Annotated in this window: 16 protein-coding genes and 1 riboswitch; of the genes, 4 read left to right on the forward strand and 12 right to left on the reverse strand. The window is 62.7% G+C overall.

Annotated elements, in window-relative coordinates; genetic code table 11:
• Positions 1-156 precede the first annotated feature (156 nt).
• Positions 157-1,116 carry a sugar-binding transcriptional regulator gene (locus tag RBH77_RS01890; protein WP_311030463.1) on the forward strand — a complete coding sequence of 320 codons (960 nt, stop codon included), beginning with the start codon at positions 157-159 and terminating at the stop codon, positions 1,114-1,116.
• Positions 1,117-1,365: 249 nt separating this feature from the next.
• On the opposite strand, the gene RBH77_RS01895 is transcribed toward RBH77_RS01890, so the two are convergent.
• The 12 genes from RBH77_RS01895 to RBH77_RS01950 all read right to left on the reverse strand — a co-directional run bounded on the left by RBH77_RS01895 (position 1,366) and on the right by RBH77_RS01950 (position 11,154).
• A complete protein-coding gene (locus RBH77_RS01895) occupies positions 1,366-2,319 on the reverse strand; it encodes an ABC transporter substrate-binding protein (protein WP_311030464.1) in 954 nt (317 codons plus the stop codon).
• A complete protein-coding gene (locus tag RBH77_RS01900) occupies positions 2,316-3,083 on the reverse strand; it encodes an ABC transporter permease (protein ID WP_311030465.1) in 768 nt (255 codons plus the stop codon). Before RBH77_RS01900 ends, RBH77_RS01895 begins: the two co-directional genes overlap by 4 nt.
• A gap of 163 nt (positions 3,084-3,246) precedes the next feature.
• A complete protein-coding gene (thiD, locus tag RBH77_RS01905; protein ID WP_311030466.1) occupies positions 3,247-4,050 on the reverse strand; it encodes a bifunctional hydroxymethylpyrimidine kinase/phosphomethylpyrimidine kinase in 804 nt (267 codons plus the stop codon).
• Complete coding sequence (gene thiE / locus RBH77_RS01910; protein WP_311030467.1) at positions 4,047-4,721, reverse strand: thiamine phosphate synthase; 675 nt, start codon at positions 4,719-4,721, stop codon at positions 4,047-4,049. The genes thiD and thiE overlap by 4 nt, the downstream gene beginning before the upstream one ends.
• Positions 4,718-5,545: a hydroxyethylthiazole kinase gene (gene thiM, locus RBH77_RS01915; protein ID WP_311030468.1), complete on the reverse strand. Its 828-nt coding sequence runs from the start codon at positions 5,543-5,545 to the stop codon at positions 4,718-4,720. Before thiM ends, thiE begins: the two co-directional genes overlap by 4 nt.
• 44 nt (positions 5,546-5,589) lie before the next feature.
• Positions 5,590-5,686, reverse strand: a riboswitch (TPP riboswitch).
• 69 nt (positions 5,687-5,755) lie between these two features.
• On the reverse strand, positions 5,756-6,487 hold the full coding sequence (hisA, locus tag RBH77_RS01920; RefSeq protein ID WP_311030469.1) for a 1-(5-phosphoribosyl)-5-[(5-phosphoribosylamino)methylideneamino]imidazole-4-carboxamide isomerase: 732 nt from the start codon (positions 6,485-6,487) through the stop codon (positions 5,756-5,758).
• A 40-nt stretch (positions 6,488-6,527) separates the two neighbouring features.
• On the reverse strand, positions 6,528-6,815 hold the full coding sequence (locus tag RBH77_RS01925; RefSeq protein WP_311030470.1) for a DUF1330 domain-containing protein: 288 nt from the start codon (positions 6,813-6,815) through the stop codon (positions 6,528-6,530).
• Positions 6,812-7,462, reverse strand: a complete 651-nt coding sequence (gene hisH, locus RBH77_RS01930; RefSeq protein WP_311030471.1) for an imidazole glycerol phosphate synthase subunit HisH — start codon at positions 7,460-7,462, stop codon at positions 6,812-6,814. The genes RBH77_RS01925 and hisH overlap by 4 nt, the downstream gene beginning before the upstream one ends.
• 1 nt (position 7,463) lies before the next feature.
• Positions 7,464-7,943, reverse strand: a complete 480-nt coding sequence (locus RBH77_RS01935; RefSeq protein WP_311030472.1) for a DUF2628 domain-containing protein — start codon at positions 7,941-7,943, stop codon at positions 7,464-7,466.
• Positions 7,944-7,947: 4 nt separating this feature from the next.
• Positions 7,948-8,559 (reverse strand): imidazoleglycerol-phosphate dehydratase HisB, encoded by a 612-nt coding sequence (hisB, locus tag RBH77_RS01940; RefSeq protein ID WP_311030473.1) that lies wholly within the window; start codon positions 8,557-8,559, stop codon positions 7,948-7,950.
• A 1,233-nt stretch (positions 8,560-9,792) separates the two neighbouring features.
• Complete coding sequence (locus RBH77_RS01945; protein ID WP_311030474.1) at positions 9,793-10,425, reverse strand: nucleoside/nucleotide kinase family protein; 633 nt, start codon at positions 10,423-10,425, stop codon at positions 9,793-9,795.
• 42 nt (positions 10,426-10,467) lie between these two features.
• Complete coding sequence (locus RBH77_RS01950; RefSeq protein WP_311030475.1) at positions 10,468-11,154, reverse strand: D-lyxose/D-mannose family sugar isomerase; 687 nt, start codon at positions 11,152-11,154, stop codon at positions 10,468-10,470.
• A gap of 147 nt (positions 11,155-11,301) precedes the next feature.
• Between RBH77_RS01950 and RBH77_RS01955 the strand changes: the two genes are divergently transcribed.
• The 3 genes from RBH77_RS01955 to RBH77_RS01965 all read left to right on the forward strand — a co-directional run bounded on the left by RBH77_RS01955 (position 11,302) and on the right by RBH77_RS01965 (position 16,097).
• Positions 11,302-12,423, forward strand: coding sequence for a 5-methyltetrahydropteroyltriglutamate--homocysteine S-methyltransferase (locus RBH77_RS01955; RefSeq protein WP_311030476.1), 1,122 nt, complete (start codon positions 11,302-11,304; stop codon positions 12,421-12,423).
• An 893-nt stretch (positions 12,424-13,316) separates the two neighbouring features.
• Entirely contained in the window at positions 13,317-14,915 is a 1,599-nt protein-coding gene (locus RBH77_RS01960; RefSeq protein WP_311030477.1) for a P-loop ATPase, Sll1717 family, read from the forward strand.
• A gap of 195 nt (positions 14,916-15,110) precedes the next feature.
• Positions 15,111-16,097, forward strand: a complete 987-nt coding sequence (locus RBH77_RS01965) for an integrase (protein WP_311030478.1) — start codon at positions 15,111-15,113, stop codon at positions 16,095-16,097.
• The last annotated feature ends 74 nt before the right edge of the window (positions 16,098-16,171 follow it).

Raw genomic sequence — 16,171 nt, forward strand, 5'->3', positions numbered from 1 at the left:
GCACGCTCGTACCATCTTTCAAATATCCGCTCTTGAATAGAGCATTTGCTCTGCCGTAGGCTAAGCGCTGGAATGAGCGGGGCAGCGATCTTTCGACCGTTGCCCTTGCGGCGGCAGATCGGCAATGGCAAAGCGGAGAGGGGCAGGAATCCGGGCATGAACGGGCGCCAGGAAAGCGGCAATTCAAGCAGGCTCGACGATGCGGCGCGCGCCGGCTGGCTCTATTATGTCGCCGGCAACACGCAGGACCAGATCGCCGCCAAGCTTGGCGTTTCGCGCCAATCGGCGCAGCGGCTCGTCTCGCTCGCTGTTTCAGAGGGATTGGTTCGGGTCCGTATCGATCATCCGATCGCCAATTGCCTGGAACTGGCACAGCGTCTCAAGTCGCGCTACGCGCTCGACCTGGCGGAAGTCGTACCGAGCGACCCGGATTCGCCCTCGACCACCATCGGGGTCGCGGAAGCCGCCGCCGCCGAGATCGAGCGGCGGCTTTCCTCGCCCGAACCGATCGTCATGGCGCTCGGCACCGGCCGCACGCTGAAGGCGGCGGTCGAACAGCTTCCGGCGATGGAGTGCCCGCAGCACAAGGTCGTGTCGCTCACCGGCAACATCGCGCCGGACGGATCGGCAGCCTTCTACAACGTCATCTTCACGCTCGCCGACACGGTCAAGGCGCGCAGCTTCCCGATGCCGCTCCCCGTCATCGTCTCCTCGCCCGACGAGCGCGCGATGCTGCTTTCCCAGCCGATGATCCAGCCAACGCTGGCTCTCGCCGCCCGCGCAGACGTGACCTTCATCGGGCTCGGCGATCTCGGACCGAACGCGCCGCTCTACGAGGACGGGTTCATTACGGAAGCGGAACTGAAGGCGTTGCAGAAGGCCGGAGCGGTCGGCGAGATCGTCGGCTGGGCCTTCGACCGCGACGGGCGGATGATCGAAGGCATAACCAACGACCGGGTCGCGTCGGCGCCGATCCCGTCACGCGAGAAGTCGCTGGTGGTGGCGCTCGCCATGGGCGAGAGGAAGCTGCCCGGCATCCGCGCCGCCGCCAACCGGCGGCTGGTCAACGGGCTCATCACCGACGAAAGGACCGCGGCGGCGCTGCTGGAGGGGTGAGATTTACGCGTCATCCGTCACCCCACTAGGGCAGGATAATCATATATGGAATTCGCGCGGCTTCGAACCCCCACCCCTGTCCCCTCTCCACAAGGGGGAGGGAGGCGCTGGCATCGTTCTCCTAGCTAAAATCGTCGAAATTCGCGCCAAGCGGCATCGGAGCAAAATTCCCCTCCCCCTTGTGGGGAGGGGTTAACAAGCGGCAAAACTCGTACGATCTTCAGACGGATTATCCCGCAAGAGCAGCGTTCATCCCCCCGCGCCTACCTCCACCGAAATATCCCCCAGCGGCGGCGCCTGTTTGATGAGCCCGCGCTTGACCAAAAAATCGCCGAAACGCCGATAGCGCTCCGCATCGAACGCGGCCGGGCTCTTGGAGAAACGCGGCAGCGTGTCCTGCCAGGCTTGTTTGTTCAGGGCGTCGTTCAGGTCCGGATAGGCGGCGATGAAGGCCTGCCAGGCGTCGTCCGGATGATTGGTCAGCCAGAGCGCCGCCTTTTCCACCGCCGCGAGGAAGCGCGGCAGGCGGGGATCGTGGGCGAGTTCGGGCCGCGTGATGTAGATCAGCTCGTCATAGGGCGGCACGCCGTGCTCCTCGGGATAGAAGGCGCGGCCGGGATGGCCGGCAAGCCGCATCTGGGTGAGCTCGAAATTGCGGTAGCCGCCGATGACGGCATCGACCTTGCCGGCAATGAGCGATGGCGACAGCGAGAAATTGACGTTGACGAGGTTGACGTCCTTCAGCCCGAGCCCGGCGCTCGACAGCATCTCGGCGAGCAACGCGTCCTCGAAACCGGACACCGAATAGCCGACCGATTTCCCTTTCAGGTCGGCTAACGATTTCACCGGCCCGTCGGCGAGCGCGATGACGCTGTTGAGCGGCGTTTCGACCAGCGTGCCGAAGCGGACGATGGGCACGCCGGCGGCATGGTCGAGATAGAGGTTGGGCTGGTAATAGACCCCGACATCCGCCTGCCCCGCGCCCACCAAGCGCGGCACAGCGGAAGGATCGGAAGGCGGCACCAGTTCGACGTCCAGCCCCTCTTGCTTGAAGAAGCCTTTTTGCTTTGCCACCACCAGCGGCGCATGATCGGGGTTGACGAACCAGTCGAGCAGGACCGTCAGTTTATCCGCAGCGAGCGCGGGCGTGGCGAACAGCGCCGCAGCAAGAGCGGCGGCGGCAAGCAGGGATTTCGGTTTCATGATGGAGTGTCCTTGTCTTGCGCTTCCCAAGGCGTGAGCAGCGGAGCGAGCCGATCGACAGCCCAGCGGAGGATGAGGCTGAGCGCGGCGAGCAGCGCCATGGCGGCGAAGACCCTGTCGGTCTGCATGCGGGCATTGGCCTGCACCATGACGAAGCCGAGCCCGGCCGAGGCGCCGACCCATTCGCCCACCACGGCGCCGAGCGGCGCAAGCGGTGCGGCGATGCGTAGGCCCGAAGCCAGCGCCGGCATGGCAAGCGGCAGGCGGATGTAACGCAGCGTCTGCCAGCGCGTGGCGGATGTCAGCGCTACCGCGTCGAGGATATCCGGATCGGTGCGGCGGAGCCCATCCGCGAAGGTGGAAGCGATGGGAAAGAAGATGATGATCGAGGCCATGATCACCTTCGAGGCCATGCCGAAGCCAAACCAAACCACCAGAAGCGGTGCGACGACGAAGACTGGAAAGGACTGGACGACAAGAAGCAGCGGCCATGCGAGCCGCTCGAAGCGCGGCAGCGCCGCCATCGCCAGCGCCACCAGCGCCCCGAACGAGGCGCCGCAGAGGAAGCCGAGCGCGATCTCGCTCACCGTGACGAGCCCGTTCCAGCCGAAGAAGCCGGGCTGACGCGCGAATGCGGCAAGCACCTCAACCGGCGAAGGAAGGATGTAGGGCGCGGGGCGGAAGACGAAGATGGCAAGCTGCCAGGCGATCAGGGGTACTGCGAGCGCAACGAGAAACCCGGTTCCGCTGTGAACGCCGGTCAATGCTCCGGCATCGACCCCCACTCCGTCCGCTTCGCGGCCACCTCTCCCCCGCTCGACGGGGGAGAGGAAGCGCCGGCTGAAGCGACGGGCACCCTTCCTCTCCCCTTTTGAGGGGGAGAGGTGGCCCGCGAAGCGGGACGGAGTGGGGGTAATCCCCAATCTATCAGGCTTGCCAGAGCGCATGGAAATGATGCACCGGCCCGTGGCCGGACCCGACCGAGAGCTGGTCAGCGGCCGCGATGGCGCCGGCTATATAGGCTTTTGCCGCCCGTACCGCTTCGCGCGCGTTCGCCCCTTTCGCCAGTTCAGCGGCGATCGCGCTCGAAAGCGTGCAGCCGGTGCCGTGCGTGTTTGGGGTCGCGATACGTTCCGCCTCGAACCACTCCAGACCGTCCATCGTCGCCAGCACGTCGGGGCTGCCCTCGCCTTCCAGATGGCCGCCCTTGATCAGCACCGACGCCGGCCCGAACGCGCGGAGCCGCGTCGCCTGTGCCGACATGCCGGCGCGGTCGGCCGCCACCGGCTCGCCGAGCAGCGCGGCAGCTTCCGGCAGGTTGGGCGTCAGCATCGTCGCAAGCGGCAACAGCCGCGTCGTCAGCGCCTCAACCGCGTCGGGCGCGAGCAGCGCCGAGCCGCCCTTCGCCACCATCACCGGGTCGAGCACGATCGGCACGGTCGGATGAGCCGAAAGCACGCCGGCCACGGCGCGGGCGATGCCAGCATTGGCGATCATACCAATCTTCACCGCATCGACGCGGATATCCTCGAAGATTGCTTCGATCTGGTCCTCGACGAAACCGGGGGACACCGCCTCGACGCCGGAAACGCCTTGCGTATTCTGCGCCGTCAGCGCCGTGATGGCGGCCATGCCGTAGACGCCGCGCGCGGCGAACGTCTTGAGATCCGCCTGGATGCCAGCGCCGCCGGACGGGTCGGAACCGGCGATGGAAAGGACATTGCGGATCATCGCTCTGCCTCCGCCTTCTCGCCGGGCCGCATCTGCCGCCTCGCGGCAGAAATTGCTTCCACAATCTCCTCCGCCGCGCGGCGCGGATCGGGCTTGCCGCAGATGGCCGAGACGACGGCGAGGCCATCCGCTCCGGCTGCCAGCACCGGGGCGGCATGCTCGGCCTTCAGCCCGCTGATGGCGACGGTCGGCACCGGCGAAGCGGCAACCAGCCGCGCGAGCCCGTCGAGGCCGACCGGCCGCTTGTGATCCGGCTTGGTGGGGGTGGCGAAGACAGGGCCGACCCCGGCATAGTCGACGATCGCCGGGTCAATCGCGGCGGCGAGCGCTTCCGTCTCGACCGAGACGCCGAGGATCATATCCGGACCGATGCGGGCGCGGGCGGAGCGCGCGTCGCAATCCTCCTGCCCGACATGCAGTCCCTCCGTCTGAAGCGCGATCGCCGCCTCGACATCGTCGTTTACGATAAGCGGCACGCTGGTGCCGGCGAGCACCACTTTCAGCACCCTGCCCATCTCGATCATCTCGGCGGTAGAGGCATGCTTGTCGCGCAATTGCACCATGGTGACGCCGCCGGCGACCGCCGCGCGCGTGGTCTCGACCATGCCCATCGGCCCGCAGAGATCGGGGTCGAGCACCAGATAGAGCGAGAGGTCGAACGGCTTTTTCATGCCGGCACCGCCTCCAAAAGCCGCGCCTCGCGGTCGAGGGTTGCGGGATCGAGTGCTGCCAGCGCATCGAGGAACTTCCAACCGAAGGAGCCCGGCCCCTCCGCGACGCGGCCGGCGCGCTCGCCGGCGACGGCGAAGACCGACAGCGCCGCGACGGACGCCACGAAGGGATCGGCCGGCCGGATCGCGGTGAAGGCGCCGACAAGGCAGGTCAGCGAGCAGCCGAGCGCGGTGACGCGCGGCATCAGCGCGGAGCCGCCCTCGATGCGGACGGCGCGCTTCCCGTCGGTGACGAAATCGATCGCCCCGGTCACCGCGACCGTGGCGTCGGTCTTGCGCGACAGCGCCAGCGCCGAAGCTTCCGCGCTCGCGACCGTATCGCCGCTGTCGACGCCCTGCCCCGCGCTCGTCCCGCCGGCAAGCGCGATGATCTCCGAAGCGTTGCCGCGGATGATGGCCGGCCGCAGCGCCAGCAGGCCGGCGACCGTGTCGCGCCGGTAGGCGGTGGCGAAATGCGCCACCGGGTCGAGCACCCATGGCTTGCCGGCCTGGTTCGCTCCGTCCGCCGCGCGGCGCATACCGGCCACCCAATCCGGCGACAGCGTGCCGATATTGACAGTGAGCGCGCCGGCGATCTGGGCGAACTCGCCGGCTTCCCGTTCGGCGTGCACCATTGCCGGCGACGCGCCTGCCGCCAGAAGCACGTTGGCCGCGATGTTCATGGCGACGTAGTTGGTGATGCACTGCACGAGCGGGGATGCCTGCCGCATCTCATCGAGCAGGCTGCCCAGAGAAAAATCTCGTGTAGAATTTCCGCTTGTCATCTTCGCCCCTTTCGGCGGGGCGGTCACGGGGCAGTGTCCTTCAGGCTATGCCCCGAGCGACTTCCTCCGCCAGCATGATCTGGTTCAGGTTCGAAGGGTGCATCTCAGCCCGTCTCGCGACGGACGCCCCTGTCTCTCGGTCGCCCTTATGGCACGGCAAGGCGGCAATGTCATGGCCAAATGAGACGGCGAAGCGCCGCAGGCTGCATCTCAGGCGCGGCCGCCCAGGATCGCCAGCGCCTCTTTCGGGTCGATGCGGCCGTCATAGAGCGCGCGGCCGGAGATCGCGCCTTCGAGTTTCTTCGCGTCCGGCATGGTCATGCGCCTTATGTCTTCGAGCGAGGCAAGCCCGCCCGACGCGATGACCGGGATCGAGACCGCATCGGCCAGTCCGATGGTGGCATCCCAGTTGATGCCGGAGAGAACGCCGTCCCGGTCGATGTCGGTATAGACGATTGCCGCCACGCCAGCTCCCTCGAATTTTTTCGCCAGTTCGATGACGCCGAGTTCCGACGCTTCCGCCCAGCCCTCGACCGCCACATTGCCGCCCTTCGCATCGATGCCGACCGCGATCTTTCCGGGGAATCTGCGGCAGGCCTCTCGCACCAGTTCGGGATCGCGCACGGCGACCGTGCCGAGAATGACGCGCGCCAGCCCGCGACTGAGCCAATCTTCGATTTGAGCAATAGTGCGGATGCCGCCGCCGAGCTGCACCGGGTTTGCCGTCGCCTCCAGGATCGCCCCGACCGCCGCGCCGTTGACCGACTTGCCGGCGAAGGCGCCGTTCAGGTCGACCACGTGCAGCCACCTGAAGCCCTGCTCCTCGAAGGCGCGGGCCTGTGCGGCGGGGTCGGCATTGTAGACGGTCGCGGTCGCCATGTCGCCGAGCTTCAGGCGCACGCATTTTCCGTCCTTGAGGTCGATGGCGGGGAAAAGGATCACGGGTCGGGTCGGCTCCGGAACGGTCGGCTGCGGGCCAGGATCAGAGGCCTTCGACGATGGCCAGGTGCGAGGTCGCGGTGGCGCGGCGCAGTTCGAGCGCGGCCTTGTATTCCGGCGAATGGTAGCAGGCAACGGCGTCGGCATAGGAGCCGAATTCGACGATCACCGTACGCTCGGCCGGAAATCCCTCCGGATACCGGGCGTCGCCGCTCGAGGCCAGGAATTTGCCGCCGAACTTCCGAAACGCCTCGTCATAGGCTCCTACATAATTCCTGAACCTTTCGGGATCGGTGATCGACACCATCGCGATCCAGTAGCCCTTCTTCATGGTCTCCACCTTAAAAAATTGGCGATCAGGGCCAAGCCGAGCGCCTGGCTCTTCTCGGGATGGAACTGCGTACCGGCGAAGTTGTCGCGCGCCACAGCCGCGGTGACCGGCCCGCCATAGTCGGCGAGCGCCAGCACATCGCCCTCTTCCCTCGCATCGAGGTGATAGGAATGCACGAAATAGGCGTGCAACCCTTTCTCGCCGGTCGGAATCCCGGCGAAAAGCTGGTGTTCGCGCCTGAGCCGAAGCGTGTTCCAGCCGATCTGAGGCACTTTCAGCGCCGGGTCGGCAGGCTTGATCACCTTGACGTCGCCCGCGATCCAGCCAAGACCGCTCGTCACCGTCTTTTCCAGCCCGCGCTCGGACATCAGCTGCATGCCGACGCAGATGCCGAGGAAGGGCCGGCCCTTCGCCGTCACCACCTCCTCGAGTGCCTCGACCATGCCCGGCACTGCGTCGAGACCGGCTCGGCAGTCGGCATAGGCGCCGACGCCGGGCAGCACGATACGATCGGCCGTTCGAACGCGCCCGGCATCAGCCGTCAGTTCAATTTCGGCGCCGATGCCGGCCTCGCGGCTTGCCCGCTCGAAGGCTTTCGTAGCCGAGCGCAGGTTGCCCGAGCCGTAATCGATGATTGCGACGCGCATGTCAGTGACGACCCGGATAGGAGAAGAGCCCGAGCGCCGGAACCGCGCCCGAACGGCGTGGCGACGTGGTGGGCGCCGGAGTGGCGGAAGGAGGATAGGGCGCGGGCGCCGGCATGTCCGTGTCCTCGTCCGCGAGATAGCGGATCGCCGCCTCGTCGTGTCCGTCGGCCTCGACCACGCCCCATTCGCGCCAGTCGCGACGCCTGAGCGCCGCCATGCGCAGCGCCGGCGCCTCGAAGCCGAGCCCGAGCGAGACGAGCAGCGAGATCGCCGGCACGATGCCCTGCATTCCATCGACCTGTTCCAGCGCCGAAAGCCCGACCATGGCGGCGAAGACGAGTCCTGCCTCGATCCAAAGCCGATGCCACAGGAACCAGAAGAACGGCACGATGAAGGCCAGCCAATGAAAGCCGTCGCGGACGAATATCGCACGCTCCGGCTCAGCTGCGCCGGGCGGTTCGAAGATCACATAGCTCGCCATGGCCCTATCCCTTGAGGGAACCCTTGGTGGAGGGAACCGCCCCGGCCTGCCGCGGATCGTGCTCGATCGCCGCGCGCAGCGCCCGCGCCACCGCCTTGAAGCAGGTCTCGGCGATGTGGTGGCTGTTGGCGCCGTAATGGTTCAACACATGCAGCGTGATGCCGGCATGCTGCGCAAGCGCGTTGAAGAATTCGCGCACAAGCTCCGTGTCGAACGTGCCGATCTTGGGGGAAGTGAATTCCACGTTCCAGACAAGATAGGGGCGGCCGGAAACGTCCATCGCCGCCTTGGTCAACGTCTCGTCCATGGCGAGGTCGATCGAGGCATAGCGGGCGATGCCGCGCCTCTCGCCGAGCGCCTTGGCGATCGCCTGGCCGAGCACGATGCCCGTATCCTCCACCGTGTGGTGGTCGTCTATGTGCAAATCGCCCTTGGCCTTCACCGTCATGTCGATCAGCGAATGGCGCGAAAGCTGCTCCAGCATATGGTCGAAGAAGCCGATCCCGGTGGCGATGTCCGAACGCCCCGCGCCGTCGAGATCGACGGCGACGCTGATCGCGGTTTCCTTCGTCGCGCGGCTGGCTTCCGCCCTGCGCGCATCCTTGCCGGCAGCCATCACTTGATCCTTTGCTGTGCCCGGAAAACGGGAGCCTTCTACCAGCAAGGCGTTACCAATTCCAGCTTGCGGTTGATAAAGCGCGTCCCCACCGACGTCGATGACTGGCGTTCAGCCGTTGTTCCAGTTTCCAGGCAACGCGAAGCGATGGCCGGAAGACCCTGGGACGGCAGAACCACCACGCACGTCATCTCGGAAGGCAGCCCGAACGCAGTCAGGCGGCCTGTCCGAGGCCTATTCTGGAAGGGCGCGGAAACGTGGCGGCTCCCCATCCTCGGCGATTATCGGATGAGTCAATGAAAACGCCGCCATTCCCGACCTCGTGAGCTGAAAGAAGCGGAGAGTGTCGGGGATGACGAAGTGGTTGGTCTCCCGCCAAATGTGGACAGGATCGCGCCCGTCAGCCTGCGAAAGCCGCCGATCTTCGCGCTTTCCGCATTTTTCTTCTCTCCCTTTATCCACGCCTTCCGCCCTTCCTCCATAATCCCCGTCAGTTCCTCCCATCGGGAACACCGATCATGACGGTGATTGCGTGGGGAGGAGCCGGCGCCTCCGCTGTGATGCTGACGTGGCATCATGGCCGGGGAGGTCCCGCCTGGAGGTTCCCCTGGGGGCACTATGACCCCTGCGTGCCGGTAGAAGGCACACAGACCCCGGGACGAGCACTGAACCTGATCGGAGTGACTACCCCCTTCGGCAGGTTCAGGGTGAGGCTCGGGGAGCAGCGGAACAGGCGGGAACAGAAATCGCCGGACGGACGGCCGCAAGGTCGCACGTAATTTACTAGATGAGCGAGCCTGCGGCCGCCCGTCTTTCCCGACTTTCAATGGCCAGACGGTGGAGAAACCGGGCGTGGCGAAGATGAGGCATGTGTAATGATAGATGCGGATAGCCCTGTGCCCCTTCGCACCCCCCTCTGTCCTGCCGGACATCTCCCCCTCAAGGGGGGAGATCAGCCGGCCGCGCCGCTTGCACCCCTTCTGCAGCTTTGGAGATTGGCGACGGTCGTAGTGACAGCCGATCTCCCCCCTTGTGGGGAGATGTCCGGCAGGGCAGAGGGGGGTGCGAAGGGGCGGAGGACGAGAAGGATGGCCACAAACAATGAACCTCAAACGAGGGGGCACCCTCCAAACGCCCGACCGGGCGTCGCAGCATGTGCCGCGCCCCCGCGGAGCCCAGCCGCGCAAGCGGCGGTACGGGCGTGAGCGAAAGGAAACTCCCGCAAGCCGCTTCTCACGCCGCGTCCCTCACCATCGCCTGTACCACCAGATTGGCCGACAATCGTTTCGTCAGCACGCGATCGACATTCGGCATGTCGTTAGAGGCGACCCAGGCCGGGCCGTCGGTGCGGCCGTGTTCGACCCAGCGCTGCAGGAGCCGGCGTTCGAGTTCGTCGCGCGGCACGTCGAGAAAGACGGCGAAATCGAAGAGCGGACGGAGCTTCGACCACGGCGCCTCGTCGAGAAGGAGATAGTTTCCTTCCACGAGGATAAACTTGGTCTCCGCAGGCACGATGTCGGCGGCAGCGCGGGAAAGTTCCATCGAACGGTCGAAGAGCGGGATGGCGATGTCGGCATCGCCGCGCTTCAGCCTCTGAAGCAGGTTTTCCAGGCCGACGAAATCAAACGTCTCCGGCGCGCCCTTGCGCGCGCGCAGGCCAAGGCGGTCGAGAACGGCATCGTCATAATGGAATCCGTCCATCGGCACGGCGACCGCGCTGTGGCCACCGGCGCCCAACGCTTCGGCGAGCGCCGCTGCGAGCGTCGACTTGCCGGCGCCCGGCGCGCCGGCGATGGCAACGAGTACGCGCTTGCCATGCGGGACATGCCGGAACAGGGCGGCGGCGATGCTGGCGACTTCGGACATGATCTCCTCCTCGCACGAACGGCTTCCCGGTACGGAACTATGTCAGGCGAGCCATTTTTCGTAGTCGGACACAAGCAGATAGAGCGGCTCCTCGTCCCCCTCCACCTCCGAGAAGCGGCTGACCGGCTCGGCGAAGACATTGTCCGTCAAATCATCGTTGACGGTCGAGACCTCGCCGATCAGCACGTCCTTCTCCTCCGCCCAGAAAGCGTGCCAGACACCGGGCAGCAGCGTGACGCTTTCGCCTGGGCCGAGCCGCAGGATACCGCCCGGTTCGAGCGACCGCACCACGCCGTCGGTCGGAACCAAGACCTGCGCCTGTTTGTCGATCGAGCCGTCGGGTCCCGACATATAAAGCTTCAGCGCCAGCGTGCCGCCGCCGCGGTTGATGATGTCTTCGGCCTTGATGTCGTGGCGATGCATGGGCGAAAGCTGGTCACGCCGGGAGATCATGATCTTCTCGGCGTAGAGCATGCCGCGCCCCTTTTCGAGGTCTGCCGCCTGCCCGTTGCGGACGGTGAAGAGGAACAGGCCCAGGCGATCGAAATCGCCGCGCCCGTAATCGGTGATGTCCCAGCCGAGGCGGCTTCCCACGATGCCGCCGATCTCTCCGCTACGTGCTTTCATCTCCGCCGGCCGCCAATAGGCGAAAGGCGGCAGCCGATAGCCGAAGGAGCGGATGAAGTCGTCGGCCTCGCGGATGATCTGGTTGACGGTCGAGCGCTTCATCGGTTTCTCCATGCCGGATCCAGCCACTATAGCGGCCGTCCCGCCGGGCATAAAGCCGCGAACCGCAATCGCGGCTTGCGCGGCCTCCCGGACAACCATACGAAAGAGCTCGCAAGTTGAATGTCACGGACATCGAGGAGAAAGACCATGCCCACACCGCCCTTTCGCGCAGATCATGTCGGCAGCCTGTTGAGGCCGGCTTCGGTGAAGGCGGCGCGCAAGGCTTTCTTCGAGGATAAGAGCATCGGCGCAGAGGAACTGAAGGCAGTCGAGGACGAGGCGATCCGCAACGTGGTCAAGGTGCAGGAGAACGCCGGCCTGATGGCGGTGACCGACGGGGAATACCGCCGCTCCTTCTGGCACTACGACTTCATGGGCGGCCTGACGGGGCTGGAACTGGTCGAGCGCGATCCGGAAGCGGGCGTCGCCTTCCATGGCGTCAAGCTCAGGCCCATCTTCCCGACGATCACGGAGAAGCTCGACTTTCCCGACGATCACCCCATGCTCGACCATTTCCGCTATCTGAAATCGGTCACCGGCGTGGTGCCGAAGATCTCGATCCCCGGACCAAGCGTCTGCCATTTCCGTACCGCCAAGGCCGACATCCATCCTAAGGAATATCAGGACGCCGAAGCGCTCTTCGCCGACATCACCAAAACCTATGCCAAGGCGGTGAAGGCTTTCTACGATGCCGGCTGCCGCTATCTGCAGATGGACGACATCTATTTCGCCTATCTGTGCGACCCGAAGATCCGCGCCCTGAAGGCGGCCGAAGGGTTCGACGCGGACTATCTCATCGGGCGCTACGCGAAGATGATGCACGACGCGATCGCCGACCGGCCGGACGACATGCTGATCGCCATGCATATGTGCCGCGGCAATTTCCAGTCCACCTGGGTTGCCGAGGGCGGCTACGACCCGGCCGCCGACGCCATCTTCAACCAGACCGGCATCGACCTCTATTTCATGGAGTACGACACCGACCGCGCCGGGGGGCTGGCGCCGCTCAGGCTCCTGCCCAAGGGAAAGAAACGCGTGATGCCGGGCTTCATCACCACAAAGACGGGCGATCTCGAAAAACTCGACGACCTGAAGCGCAAGTTCGACGAGGCGTCGAAATTCGCCGATATCGGGCAGCTCGGCATCGCCCCGCAATGCGGCTTCGCCTCGACCGAGGAAGGCAACAAGGTCACCGAGGACGACCAGAAGCGGAAGCTCGATCTGGTAGTGAGGACGGCGGAAGCGATCTGGGGCGGTCTCGATAAATAGTGAGCCGTCCTCACCCGGATGAACCTGACGGCCGGCATCCGGCTGCGCCTGTCTGGAAAGCCTGTTTCTCCTGATGAACGCCGCCGCTACAATTCCTCATTGAAGCGGGCAGGTTCATCCGCTAAACAGCGGACACCGGCCCGGCGCTCTAGGCGCCGGCGAGAGCGCACCCGTAGCTCAGCTGGATAGAGTGCTGCCCTCCGAAGCGACCGCAGGGATCACGTCCTTCGAGAATTGGCAGCTTGCCAGGCCAGAATTCCTAGTAGGTTGATACTAAGCAGTCGAAGCTCTAGGCACATTCGAGCCACTCCGGCGAGCTACCTCTACGGACCGGGATCCGGCTCCACCCAGCTCTGACTAGACCTCGTCTTCAACATTTGGTTTAGCTGCTGCAACGGTTCGCTGAATGCACGCTCGAAGCGTTTGATATGTTCGATCATCTAGGCATTTATCCCCTGCCAGTTTTCACGCTGATAGGCTTCAAATGGGGCGGCATATTCCACACAGCTGGATTTCCTGTCGTCGAGGCGTCCCCACGTTAGTGATGTGCCGAACACCTGCTCGATCTTCTCCTTTTAGCTAATAGCTGGTCGGTTTGTCGGCTCGACTTAGAGGCCGTTTCGAAAGTCATCGGAAATCCGTTTGGGGACGCCGGCGAGCGAGCGGTTGGCGTCATCTCTGGTAATTTCTAGCGACCAGGCCGTCGGCAGAACCCGTTTTCCCGCCGTGCTGCGAGTTTCGAAACCGACTCTTAGGTCGCGGCATACCCCACGTCGCCCCTGCGGATCTCGCGCAAAACTGGATATCATTCAAAAAGATCGCTGCTTGCTTGCAAATGGAAAGTTGGGAGTTCAGGCTGTGCAATTCGCGGGAATCGGTTGGGGCGGCAAAGTATGACTGGCATTCAGCGGGATAGGCTACCACTGCGGAAGCTGCGCTTCGGCAATGTCGACGCAAGATATGAGGTGAATACACGAGACCCTCGTGACGTGGAACATTTCAAGACTTCATTCCTTGAGCCTGCCGGAATAACGATAGGTGATTTTATTAATGGCAAGCGGTTTTTCGTTTACGGTGTAAAGGGGGCGGGGAAAACCGCACTCTTGCGGTTTATTCAATTATCAGCGCTCGATCAGGGCTCCATTACCAAATTTATCTCATTTGCTACGGAGATCTCTGATCTCGAACGGGAAAGAATTAAGAAGCTATCTGGTATAGACGTTTATGAGCAAGATATGGTCGAGGTCAAGAATAATAGCGCCGTTGACGTATGGATAATTTTTATACTTAGGCAGATTGCTCGTATAATTGAAGAAAACAGGAGCATCTTCACTAGCCATAGAGATACAACTATTTTTTGCCAGCTTATGATGAAGTTTTACGACGGCGAAGAAAATAAAGGTCTCCTTAAGTGGTTAACCGACGCACTTAAGGCCGGGAAATACAAAATAAAAACGAAATACCTAGATGCCTCGATAAAGGGAACGGATTCAGAAACTGAACGCGAAGTCCCAATAAACTTCGTGATTGACCAGGCCTTTAGACTTCTTAAGAATTTAGGGTGGGAAGGCCCGCGTGGTATTTATCTATTTTTTGATGAACTTAATCTTTCATTTTCCTCAAAAGCAACACATAAGCGTGACGTTATCTTGATAAGGGATTTACTTATAGCGATTGACAGGCTGAATACATTTTTTATTGAGAAGGGGAAGCCGATATTTTTATTAGCCGCTGCGAGGTCCGAGGTCCTGCATGCGCTCAACGCTCCTACACACGAGATCAACAAAATTCTTGCTGATAGGGGGCATGAACTTCGATGGTTCGCGCGAACGAGCGGAGGTGAATGGCCGATAATAAACCTTGTTCAAAAAAAGGTTCGAGCTTCGGAGAGGATATACGGTATCAAACAAACTGACGATGTGATCGGGAAATACTTCTACAGAGACTTGTATGATTTTGATCCTAAATCATTTATCGTTGAGATGACATGGTGTAACCCGCGCGATCTGGTATTACTCTTAGGAGATGCAGCGATCCAGGCACAACCCAATGAAGCGGTTTTTGGCGTGGCTGTCATCGAGCGAATTCTTGAGAAGTATAGTGCTGCTGCGTGGCTTGAAAAAGCGGAGGAGCTTAGTGTGGAATACGCGCCCCAGGAGGTGCAAGCCATAAAAAAAGGGCTTCTTGGCTTTTATCGACATTTCAAACTTAATACATTTGAGCAGGGTTGGCGGAACAAGGCTGATAACGACCAGACAATGAAGATGATGCAGACCAAGTATGGTGTCCCAAAAATACTCGAAGATCTTTTCCGGATTGGAGTGTTGGGCCAATCAACCCGAGAGCCTGATGACGCCGCCCGATCATTCAATCAACATTGGGTCTATCGTGGGGATAACACTTTTGATTCGTCTGCTTGGCTTATCGTTCATAAGGCTCTATGGCCGGAGTTAAGGCTTGGAAAGATTAGGGGCAGTGGCAGGGCTGCCTAATTAATGCAGCGCTCTCCCGCCACTCGGGCCATCTGCAAGTCCTTGATCCTGCTGGTCACCAGTAGCACCTGATGCAGCGCCGGAGAGCGCCCCTGACGCTCGCGGCACAATCCGATCACACTGAGCCCGGAAACCTCCTTGGCACCCCCCGCGGGGCGTCCTACGCGTCATAGGCACAATTTCGGGAGGTGCTTCATGGCGACGATCCGACGACTCAGAGGCAGATGGCAAGCCCAGGTCAGACGTAAAGGATTGGCGCCGCGTGCCAAGTCCTTCAATGCAAAATCTGACGCCGAGAAATGGGCGCGCAATCTGGAGGCCGAACTCGACCGCTGCGGAGTGCTGCCTGATACGCGCCTGGCGGAACGCATGACTGTCCGCGAGCTCCTGGCGCGCTACGTGAAGGAGATCACACCGCTCAAGCGCAGCGCATCGAGCGAAGGTTATCGCGTAAAGGCGCTGATGAAGCGCGACATCGCGCACCGGACGCTGGCGATGCTGTCGTCAGCCGACGTCGCTCGTTACCGTGACCAGCGCTTGCAGACAGTAGCAACGTCGAGCGTCATCCGGGAGCTGAATACGTTGGCGCACGCCATCGATATCGCGCGGAAAGAATGGGGCGTGCACCTGGCGCAGAATCCCGTCCGTATGGTTCGACGTCCTTCGGCTCCTCGTGGTCGTGATCGTCGTCTGTCTGGCGACGAAGAGAAGCGCCTTCTGGAGGCGTGCGATGCCGGGCGCAGCCCTCACATGCGCCCGCTCATCATTCTCGCCATTGAGACGGCTATGCGTCAGGGCGAGCTGCTGTCGCTGACCTGGGACGATGTCGATCGCGATAAACGAATTGCTCACCTGAATCTCACGAAGAACGGTGAAAGCCGCGACGTGCCGCTCAGTAGCCGCGCGCTGGCGGCTCTCGACGCTCTCAAGCAGCTCCGAGCTGATAAGCGGGTCGTGCCGTCGACCAAGAGCGCACTCCAGCAATGCTGGGGGCATCTCCGAGAGCGCGCTGGTGCGCCGGATCTGCATTTTCATGATCTACGCCATGAAGCCGTCTCGCGCCTCCTAGAGCGTGGTCTTAACATCATCGAGACCGCCACGATCTCCGGACACAAGGAGCTCCGTATGCTTCAGCGCTATTCGCATCTACGAGCCGTTGACCTGGTCGATCGGCTCGACTGACGTATTGATTTCATTCCCGCCAGATCATGGAAGTCCTAGAACGGCCCGTGATGGTCAATGGGGATGCGTTACGG

It is taken from the genome of Mesorhizobium koreense, assembly GCF_031656215.1.
In the GTDB taxonomy this organism is placed as follows: domain Bacteria; phylum Pseudomonadota; class Alphaproteobacteria; order Rhizobiales; family Rhizobiaceae; genus Mesorhizobium_L; species Mesorhizobium_L koreense.

Bases quoted from the DNA above. Each gene is read 5' to 3' on its own strand.
- RBH77_RS01890 (WP_311030463.1), top strand. From the start codon at position 157: ATGAACGGGCGCCAGGAAAGCGGCAATTCAAGCAGGCTCGACGATGCG.
- RBH77_RS01895 (WP_311030464.1), bottom strand. From the start codon at position 2,319: ATGAAACCGAAATCCCTGCTTGCCGCCGCCGCTCTTGCTGCGGCGCTG.
- thiD (WP_311030466.1), bottom strand. From the start codon at position 4,050: ATGATCCGCAATGTCCTTTCCATCGCCGGTTCCGACCCGTCCGGCGGC.
- thiE (WP_311030467.1), bottom strand. From the start codon at position 4,721: ATGAAAAAGCCGTTCGACCTCTCGCTCTATCTGGTGCTCGACCCCGAT.
- thiM (WP_311030468.1), bottom strand. From the start codon at position 5,545: ATGACAAGCGGAAATTCTACACGAGATTTTTCTCTGGGCAGCCTGCTC.
- RBH77_RS01925 (WP_311030470.1), bottom strand. From the start codon at position 6,815: ATGAAGAAGGGCTACTGGATCGCGATGGTGTCGATCACCGATCCCGAA.
- hisH (WP_311030471.1), bottom strand. From the start codon at position 7,462: ATGCGCGTCGCAATCATCGATTACGGCTCGGGCAACCTGCGCTCGGCT.
- RBH77_RS01935 (WP_311030472.1), bottom strand. From the start codon at position 7,943: ATGGCGAGCTATGTGATCTTCGAACCGCCCGGCGCAGCTGAGCCGGAG.
- hisB (WP_311030473.1), bottom strand. From the start codon at position 8,559: ATGGCTGCCGGCAAGGATGCGCGCAGGGCGGAAGCCAGCCGCGCGACG.
- RBH77_RS01945 (WP_311030474.1), bottom strand. From the start codon at position 10,425: ATGTCCGAAGTCGCCAGCATCGCCGCCGCCCTGTTCCGGCATGTCCCG.
- RBH77_RS01950 (WP_311030475.1), bottom strand. From the start codon at position 11,154: ATGAAGCGCTCGACCGTCAACCAGATCATCCGCGAGGCCGACGACTTC.
- RBH77_RS01955 (WP_311030476.1), top strand. From the start codon at position 11,302: ATGCCCACACCGCCCTTTCGCGCAGATCATGTCGGCAGCCTGTTGAGG.
- RBH77_RS01960 (WP_311030477.1), top strand. From the start codon at position 13,317: ATGACTGGCATTCAGCGGGATAGGCTACCACTGCGGAAGCTGCGCTTC.
- RBH77_RS01965 (WP_311030478.1), top strand. From the start codon at position 15,111: ATGGCGACGATCCGACGACTCAGAGGCAGATGGCAAGCCCAGGTCAGA.